The organism is Herbaspirillum sp. UBA812 (assembly GCF_002296545.1).
Classification (GTDB): domain Bacteria; phylum Pseudomonadota; class Gammaproteobacteria; order Burkholderiales; family Burkholderiaceae_D; genus Herbaspirillum; species Herbaspirillum huttiense.
This window is the reverse complement of the sequence record NZ_DBIC01000109.1, coordinates 1-7,494: the sequence shown is the minus strand read 5'-3', so window position 1 is coordinate 7,494 and position 7,494 is coordinate 1. Positions and strand designations below refer to the sequence as shown.

The 7,494-nt window shown below is 62.5% G+C and carries 7 protein-coding genes; 2 read left to right on the top strand and 5 right to left on the bottom strand.

The window, feature by feature from the left end:
• From B3873_RS07170 to glnA, 3 genes are all read right to left on the bottom strand, one after another.
• A partial coding sequence (locus tag B3873_RS07170; protein WP_286864936.1) for a sigma 54-interacting transcriptional regulator occupies positions 1–717 on the bottom strand: 717 nt, incomplete at its 3' end.
• A 138-nt stretch (positions 718–855) separates the two neighbouring features.
• Positions 856–1,929, bottom strand: coding sequence for a nitrogen regulation protein NR(II) (gene glnL / locus B3873_RS07165; protein ID WP_134222867.1), 1,074 nt, complete (start codon positions 1,927–1,929; stop codon positions 856–858).
• A 196-nt stretch (positions 1,930–2,125) separates the two neighbouring features.
• Positions 2,126–3,541 (bottom strand): type I glutamate--ammonia ligase, encoded by a 1,416-nt coding sequence (gene glnA, locus B3873_RS07160; RefSeq protein WP_039784873.1) that lies wholly within the window; start codon positions 3,539–3,541, stop codon positions 2,126–2,128.
• A gap of 500 nt (positions 3,542–4,041) precedes the next feature.
• On the opposite strand from glnA, the gene B3873_RS07155 reads away from it, so the two are divergent.
• Entirely contained in the window at positions 4,042–4,503 is a 462-nt protein-coding gene (locus B3873_RS07155; RefSeq protein ID WP_286864935.1) for a rhodanese-like domain-containing protein, read from the top strand.
• A 15-nt stretch (positions 4,504–4,518) separates the two neighbouring features.
• On the opposite strand, the gene B3873_RS07150 is transcribed toward B3873_RS07155, so the two are convergent.
• Both B3873_RS07150 and B3873_RS07145 read right to left on the bottom strand, forming a co-directional pair.
• Positions 4,519–5,247: a response regulator gene (locus B3873_RS07150; protein ID WP_286864932.1), complete on the bottom strand. Its 729-nt coding sequence runs from the start codon at positions 5,245–5,247 to the stop codon at positions 4,519–4,521.
• The gene (locus tag B3873_RS07145) at positions 5,248–5,973 is read right to left on the bottom strand and encodes a response regulator transcription factor (RefSeq protein WP_134136105.1); all 726 of its coding nucleotides are present in this window, start codon (positions 5,971–5,973) and stop codon (positions 5,248–5,250) included.
• A 427-nt stretch (positions 5,974–6,400) separates the two neighbouring features.
• Here B3873_RS07145 and B3873_RS07140 point away from each other — a divergent pair.
• Positions 6,401–7,494, top strand: a 1,094-nt coding sequence (locus tag B3873_RS07140; protein ID WP_349676438.1) for a DUF1800 domain-containing protein, incomplete at its 3' end; no start/stop codon positions are given.

Sequence of the window (7,494 nt, the reverse complement as noted above, 5' to 3'; positions counted from 1 at the left end):
GTCGCCGATTTCATCGAGGAACAGCGTGCCGCCTTCGGCCTGCTCGAAACGGCCACGGCGCATGGCTTGCGCGCCGGTGAAGGCACCGCGTTCATGGCCGAACAGTTCGGATTCCAGCAGGTCCTTGGGGATGGCCGCCGTGTTGAGCGCCACGAACGGCTGGCTGGCGCGCGGGCTGTGCTTGTGCAGGGCACGCGCCACCAGCTCCTTGCCGGAACCGGATTCGCCGGTGATGAGCACCGTGACATTGGATTGCGACAGGCGGCCGATGGCGCGGAACACGTCCTGCATCGCCGGTGCCTGGCCGAGGATTTCGGGAGTCTGGGCTGCACCCTGCTCGATATCGGTTTCGCGCAGGCTCTCGTCGAGCGCGCGGCGAATCAGTTCGACCGCCTTGTCGACGTCGAAGGGCTTGGCCAGGTATTCGAAGGCGCCGCCCTGGAAGGCGGAGACCGCCGAGTCCAGATCCGAGAAGGCGGTGATGATGATCACCGGGATGCCGGGGTGCTTGGCCTTGATGGTCTGCAGCAGTTCCAGGCCGGAGGCACCGGGCATGCGGATGTCGGACACCAGCACTTGCGGCGTGCCGTTCTGCAGGGCTGCCATCGCATCGCGTGCGCTGGAGAAACTCTGCGTGGCGAGATTTTCTCGGGCCAGGGCTTTTTCGAGCACCCAGCGTATCGATTCGTCGTCGTCAACAATCCAGATTGGCTTCATAAATAACTTCTTCCTGCGTTGGTCATGCTGTTAATGCTCCCGCGATCCACGGCGCTTCTGGCGCCCTGTCCGCAGCCCCCTTGGTGGACCGGATGCCTTGGCATCCACTCGGCTTTGGCGCGCCGCCTGCGGCCATGCTCACGGCAGCGGTATAAGTATTCTGAAATCGGTACAACCGGGCCGGCTGTCGCATTCGATGACACCCATGTGCTGATGCACGAAGGTCTGCGCCAGGGTCAGCCCCAGTCCGCTGCCTCCCTCGCGACCCGACACCAGTGGATAGAAGATTCTTTCCTGGATGTCGGGAGGAATGCCCGGACCGTTATCGATGATATGCAAGTCTAGTGCCAGCCGGTATCTGACCTTGGATAGCGTCACCTGGCGCGAGACGCGCGTGCGCAGAATCAGCTCGCCATCACCGGCACGGATGCGGTCGGCCAGTGCTTGCGCAGCGTTGTGGACGATGTTCAGGACGGCCTGGATCAGTTGCTCCTTGTCGCCCCGGAATTCGGGGATCGACAGGTCATAGTCGCGCTTGATGCTCAGCCCCTGCGGGAACTCGGCCATCACCAGGCTGCGCACGCGTTCGCAGACTTCGTGGATGTTGACGTCGCCGACGATGTGCGGGTGGCGGTGCGGGGCCAGCAGGCGATCCACCAGGGTCTGCAGGCGGTCGGCTTCCTTGATGATGACCTGGGTGTATTCGCGCAATTCCTTGAGGTGGCGCTCGGGCAGCTCCAGCTCCAGCAGCTGGGCGGCGCCACGGATACCGCCCAGCGGATTCTTGATCTCGTGGGCCAGGTTGCGGATCAGTTCCTTGTTGGCCTGGCTCTGGTCGAACATGCGCTCTTCGCGGTCCAGCTTGAGTTGCTGGACGTTCTCGCGCAACTCCAGCAGCACCGGCCAGTCGGTACTGTCCAGGGGCGTGACGATGGTGTGGACCTGCAGCGGCTCGCGGTTGGCACGCTCCAGCACCAGGTCCAGGCGCTTGTCGGCGAACTGGTGTTCGATGGCCTGGTAGAACAGCGCGGTCAGCTCCTTGCCATTGAGGAAGAGCTCCGAGAGCTTCTGCTGCGAGAGGACCTTGAAGGAGCTCTCCAGCAGGTTCTCGGCGGCGGCATTGGCGTAGACGATGCCGCCATTGGCATCGAGGATGATCACGGCCGAGGCCAGCAGGTCGAGGCCATCGAGGGATGGGAGCGGTGTCTTCATGGGAGGATTCTTGATGCCTGGGGTCATGTCGTCTCGTGCCGGTCTGGCTGGATCTTGCAAAGGCTTGCCGCGGCGGATGTTGTTCCGGATCTTTTTTGACTAGCAATTTTCGGGCGCACTGCCCTGCAGCAGGCGGTGCGCCGCGCATAAAAAAAGGGGAAGCAAGCTTCCCCTTTTTCTCCGGATGCGGATTCGATTACAGCGAGTAGTACATGTCGAATTCGATCGGGTGCGTGGTCATGCGGAAGCGTTGGACTTCCTGCATCTTCAGCTCGATGTAGGCATCGATCATGCTGTCGGTGAACACGCCGCCACGGGTCAGGAACTCGCGGTCCTTGTCCAGGTGCTCCAGGGCTTCATCCAGCGAAGCACAGACGGTCGGGATCAGCTTGTCTTCTTCCGGCGGCAGGTGGTACAGGTCCTTGGTGGCAGCTTCGCCCGGGTGGATCTTGTTCTGCACGCCATCCAGACCGGCCATCAGCAGGGCCGAGAAGCACAGGTACGGGTTGGCCAGGGGATCCGGGAAACGGGTCTCGATGCGGCGGCCCTTCGGGTTCGCCACGTGCGGGATACGGATCGAAGCGGAACGGTTGCGGGCCGAGTAGGCCAGCTTGACCGGAGCTTCGAAGCCGGGGACCAGACGCTTGTACGAGTTGGTGCCGGGGTTGGTGATCGCGTTCAGGGCCTTGGCGTGCTTGATGATGCCGCCGATGTAGTACAGCGCGAACTCGGACAGGCCTGCATAGCCGTCGCCAGCGAACAGGTTCTTGCCATCCTTCCAGACCGACTGGTGCACGTGCATGCCGGAGCCGTTGTCGCCAACCAGCGGCTTGGGCATGAAGGTTGCGGTCTTGCCGTAGGTGTGGGCGACGTTCCAGATCACGTACTTCAGGGTCTGGGTCCAGTCAGCGCGCTCGACCAGGGTCGAGAACTTGGTGCCCAGTTCGTTCTGGCCAGCGCCAGCGACTTCGTGGTGGTGCACTTCGACGGGGATGCCCAGGGATTCCAGGATCAGGGACATTTCCGAACGCATGTCCTGGAAGCTGTCGACCGGGGGAACCGGGAAGTAGCCGCCCTTGACGGTCGGACGGTGGCCGGAGTTGCCGCCTTCGATCTCGGCGCCGGTGCTCCAGGAAGCTTCTTCGGAGTCGATCTTGACGAAGGAACCGGACATGTCGGCACCCCAACGCACGCCGTCGAAGATGAAGAATTCGGGTTCCGGACCGAAGTAGGCGGTGTCGCCCAGGCCGGAGGACTTCAGGTAGGCTTCAGCGCGCTTGGCGATGGAGCGCGGATCGCGGTCGTAGCCCTTGCCGTCGGACGGCTCGATCACGTCACATTGCATGAAGAGGGTGGTCTCTTCCATGAACGGGTCGATGTTGGCGGTGTTCGGGTCCGGGATCAGCAGCATGTCGGAGGCTTCGATACCCTTCCAGCCGGCGATCGACGAACCGTCGAAGGCGTGACCGGATTCGAACTTGTCGATGTCGAAATGCGAAACCGGCACGGTCACGTGCTGTTCCTTGCCACGGGTGTCAGCGAAACGGAAGTCGACAAACTTGACTTCGTTGTCCTTCACCATCTTCAAAACCTCTGCGGCCGTCCTTGCCATGCGAATCTCCTAAAACGAGGAAGTAGTATAAATTGGGGTGTTGAGCCGTTTTCTGCGACTGGATCTTTGCATTTGATACAACGGTCTTGCGCCGAACTCAGTCGCGGATGATAGCAGATTCCATGCCACCAACCTTTCGGGTGCGCCAATAATGGAAGTTTTTAGGGAGGACGCGCCAGTTGGGGCGCTGCGCGCGGTGCAGAGGCACTGCAGATATGCATTATTTTAGTGCGAATTTCACAAAATGCACCGAACAAATGCATATTCGCGTGATTGAATATGAATTGCACCACTTTCGTGCATGCGCCGTGTTGGGGCAGTCGCTTGATGAGCTGCACGGCGTGCACCAGCTTGGGAAAATTGCCTAACTGTTTATATTGTTTAAAATCATCTCCCTTGAGGCGCACTGACTTCCTTGGCTTCGTTGCGCTTCAGGGGCTTTCACCGGAATTCCTGCGCTTTCCCTGTCCGCACTTCTTTCTTCTTCAGAGACTTTTCCCATGAGCAACGATTCGATTCTCGGCACTGCCACCCAACGCGCGACCGACGGGCAACTGCCCTATGCCGGTGCCGTAACCCCGCAGGAAGCCCTGGCCCTGCTGCAGTCCGATCCCGCCATCAAGCTGGTCGACGTGCGCACCCGCGCCGAGCGTGACTGGGTCGGCGTGGTCCAGATCCCGGCGGCGCAGCACCTGGCGGTGCAGTGGAATCTCTACCCCGAGGGCAAGCCCAATCCGCAGTTCCTCGAACAACTGCAGGAAGCCGCCCGGCCCGGAGAAGTGCTGCTGTTCCTGTGCCGCTCGGGCGTGCGCTCCAAGCATGCCGCCAAGCTGGCCACGGAAAACGGCTACACGCAGTGCTTCGATATCCTGGAAGGCTTTGAAGGCAACAAGGACGCCAACGGCCACCGCAAGACCATCGAGGGCTGGTGCAAGGCCGGCCTGCCGTGGGTGGGTGCCTGAACGAATCTGACGGAATCAGGCCTGCAGGCTGCGCGCCTGCAGGGCACTGGCCAGCGACTGCAGCAGCAGGCTGATGGCGGCCTGGCCATCGGCCTCGGCGCGCAGCGCTTCTTCCACGCAATCCAGCAGCGCCACCAGTTCCAGCCGTCCCATGGTCAGGGCGGCTCCCTTCATGCGGTGCGCGAGCTGCACCATCCTTCCCCGGTCGCCCTGCAGGCTGGCCTGTTCGAGCGCCGCCAGATCGTTGCGGGTGGTTTGCAGGAAGAGCCGGTCCAGATCCTGTCCATATTCCTGTTCAGGGGTCATGGCCTGGCCATCCTCTTCATTGTCGAGATCGCACCAGAGGGCCAGCAGGCGCCGGATGGCCTGGGTCTGCAGGGGCTTGGGGAGCATGCCGTCCATGCCGCAGTCCAGACAGCGCTGCACGTGCATTGCATCGGTCTCGGCGGAAATGCCGATCAGTGGCGTATAAGGACGCTGGCGCTGCGTCTGTTCCAGCTGCCGCACCTGGCGGGCGACTTCCTGACCGGGGATGTCGGGCAGGAAGCAATCCAGCAGCACCAGCCCGTAGGGCCGCGCCCGGATGGCGGCCAATGCGCTGCCGCCATCGGCCACGCAATCGACCTGGCAGCCGAGCCGCTGCAGGCGGTTCTGGATGGCGTAACGAATGGTGACGGAATCATCGACCTGCAGCACGGCCGGTTCACGTTGCCCGGTAGTGGCGCTTTCCCTCTGGTGCGGCATTTACAGCTCCTTGATCTGGTATTCGATCTTGAACAGTTCGTTGTCACTGCGCACGCCCAGCTTGCGGAAGGCCGATTGCTTCTGCCCGCTGATGGTCTTGACGCTGCGTGCGAATTTTTCCGCGATGTCGGTGACCGACATGCCGTCCAGGCAGCAGCGCAGAACTTCCCGTTCGCGCGGCGACAGGCTGGGCATGTCCGACAGCGAGTCCGGCGAGACGTCGGTGCCGCGCGGTCGCCGGCGCGGCGGGCGCACTTCGGGCTGGCTGCGCGTGGCCGCTTCGGCGGCCTGCATGATGGCCAGCTCGCGGGTCATGGTGCTGTTGAGATATTCGCGTCCCCGGCTGATGGTGCGGATGGCCAGGATCAGTTCGGCCAGCTCCTGCGATTTGCTGACGAAACCGCGTGCCCCCGCCTTCATCGCCATGGCCACCGTCGCCGGGCTGCTGTGGGCCGAGGTCACCAGGATCTTGGAACGCGGAAAGCGCACGCGCAAGGCGCGGATCAGGTTGAGACCGTCGATGTCATTGCTGCCCAGCGAATAATCGATCAGCAGCAGATCGGCCGGCGAGGCGCGCAGGGCTGCCATGAGCTCCTTGCTGGTGGCGAAGGCGCCGACCACGGTGAAATCCGGCTCCTCGGCCAGGCGCTTGGCCAGGCCGTAACGCACCACGGCGTGGTCGTCCAGCAGCGCGATGCGCAACGCCGATGCCAAGGTCCATGTCATGCGCTATCCCCTCGTATTCTGATCATGTGAAGCCGCTGCGGTGCATCATCAGCCCCCCCCTTCTGATGCAGCCGCTGACGAAGGCGTTATTGTGGTCGAGCGCCGCCTTCCGGCGCATAAGAATCGTCTGAAAAACAGTGACAAATCGCAGAATTTTTATACTTTACCGCGCTTGCGGGAAGCTGACGAAGGCGTCAGCTTTGTAACACCCTGTATGAAGAACAATGCTTGCTGCGCTACAGTGGCGCTCGGCCCAGCAGCACGGGATCGCGGCGCGGCCAGACCCGCGCATTACACTTTATTACAGCCCGCGTGCAAGTCCATCACCATACTGGCCTGCAGCTGTTCTCCCCAATTTTCGACCTCGCGAGGCTCGTCGATGCAAGCGCCCTTCAAGCAGCTTTTTCCTTCACGTTCAGCCTGGCTGATGCTGGCACTAGTTGCCTGCACCTTGGGGCAGGCCCAGGCTGCTGGGCCGACTTCCGCCAGTGCCCCGCTGTCGGAACAGGAGCGCGCCCTGCACGTACTCAACCGGCTCGCCTATGGCCCGCGTCCCGGCGATCTGGAGCAGGTGGAGCGCATGGGCGTGAAGCGTTACATCGACCAGCAACTGCATCCCGAGCGCATCCGCCAGCCCGATGACTTGCAGGCGCGCCTGGCGGCGCTGCCGGGGCTGCAGATGACGCCAGCACAGTTGTTCGTCGACTATGGCCCGCCCTCCTTCGACCGCAGCGCCAGCAAGGAAGAGCAGCAGGCCGCGCGCCAGCGTGCGCCGCGCGAACTGACGCCGCAATTCCACATGGCGCGGCTGCTGCAGGCTACCGAAAGCCCGCGCCAGCTGGAAGAAGTCATGACGGAATTCTGGGCCAATCACTTCAACGTCTTCGAAGGCAAGGAGTGGGTGCGCTACTGGGTGGGCGACTATGAAAAGAACGCCATCCGCCCCTATGCTCTGGGCAACTTCCGCGATCTGCTGGGGGCGGTGGCGCATCATCCGGCGATGCTCTACTACCTCGACAACTGGCTCTCCAGCGGTGCCGGCACGCCCGGTGCGCGCGGCCGCTTCAAGGGTCTCAACGAGAACTATGCACGCGAGCTGATGGAGCTGCATACGCTGGGCGTAAATGGCGGTTATCAGCAGGCCGACGTGATCACGCTGGCGCGCATCCTCTCCGGCTGGACCATCGATGTGGACGCCATGAAGGCCGGTGCCTCGCCCTTCCGCTTCGCCGCGCAACGGCATGACAACGGCCCCAAGATCTTCCTCGGCAAACCGCTGCAGGCGAGCGGCTATCAGGAAGGCGAAGCGGCGCTGGACATCCTGGCCAATCATCCGTCGACGGCACGCTTCATCTCGACCCAGCTGGCGGAATACTTCGTCGCCGACCAGCCCGATCCGGCGCTGGTGAACAAGCTGTCGCAGAAATTCCTGGCCAGCCATGGCGATATCCGGGCCGTGTTGCAGACGCTGTTCGACAGTCCGCAATTCTGGGCCCGCAGCAATTACCAGACGCAATTCAA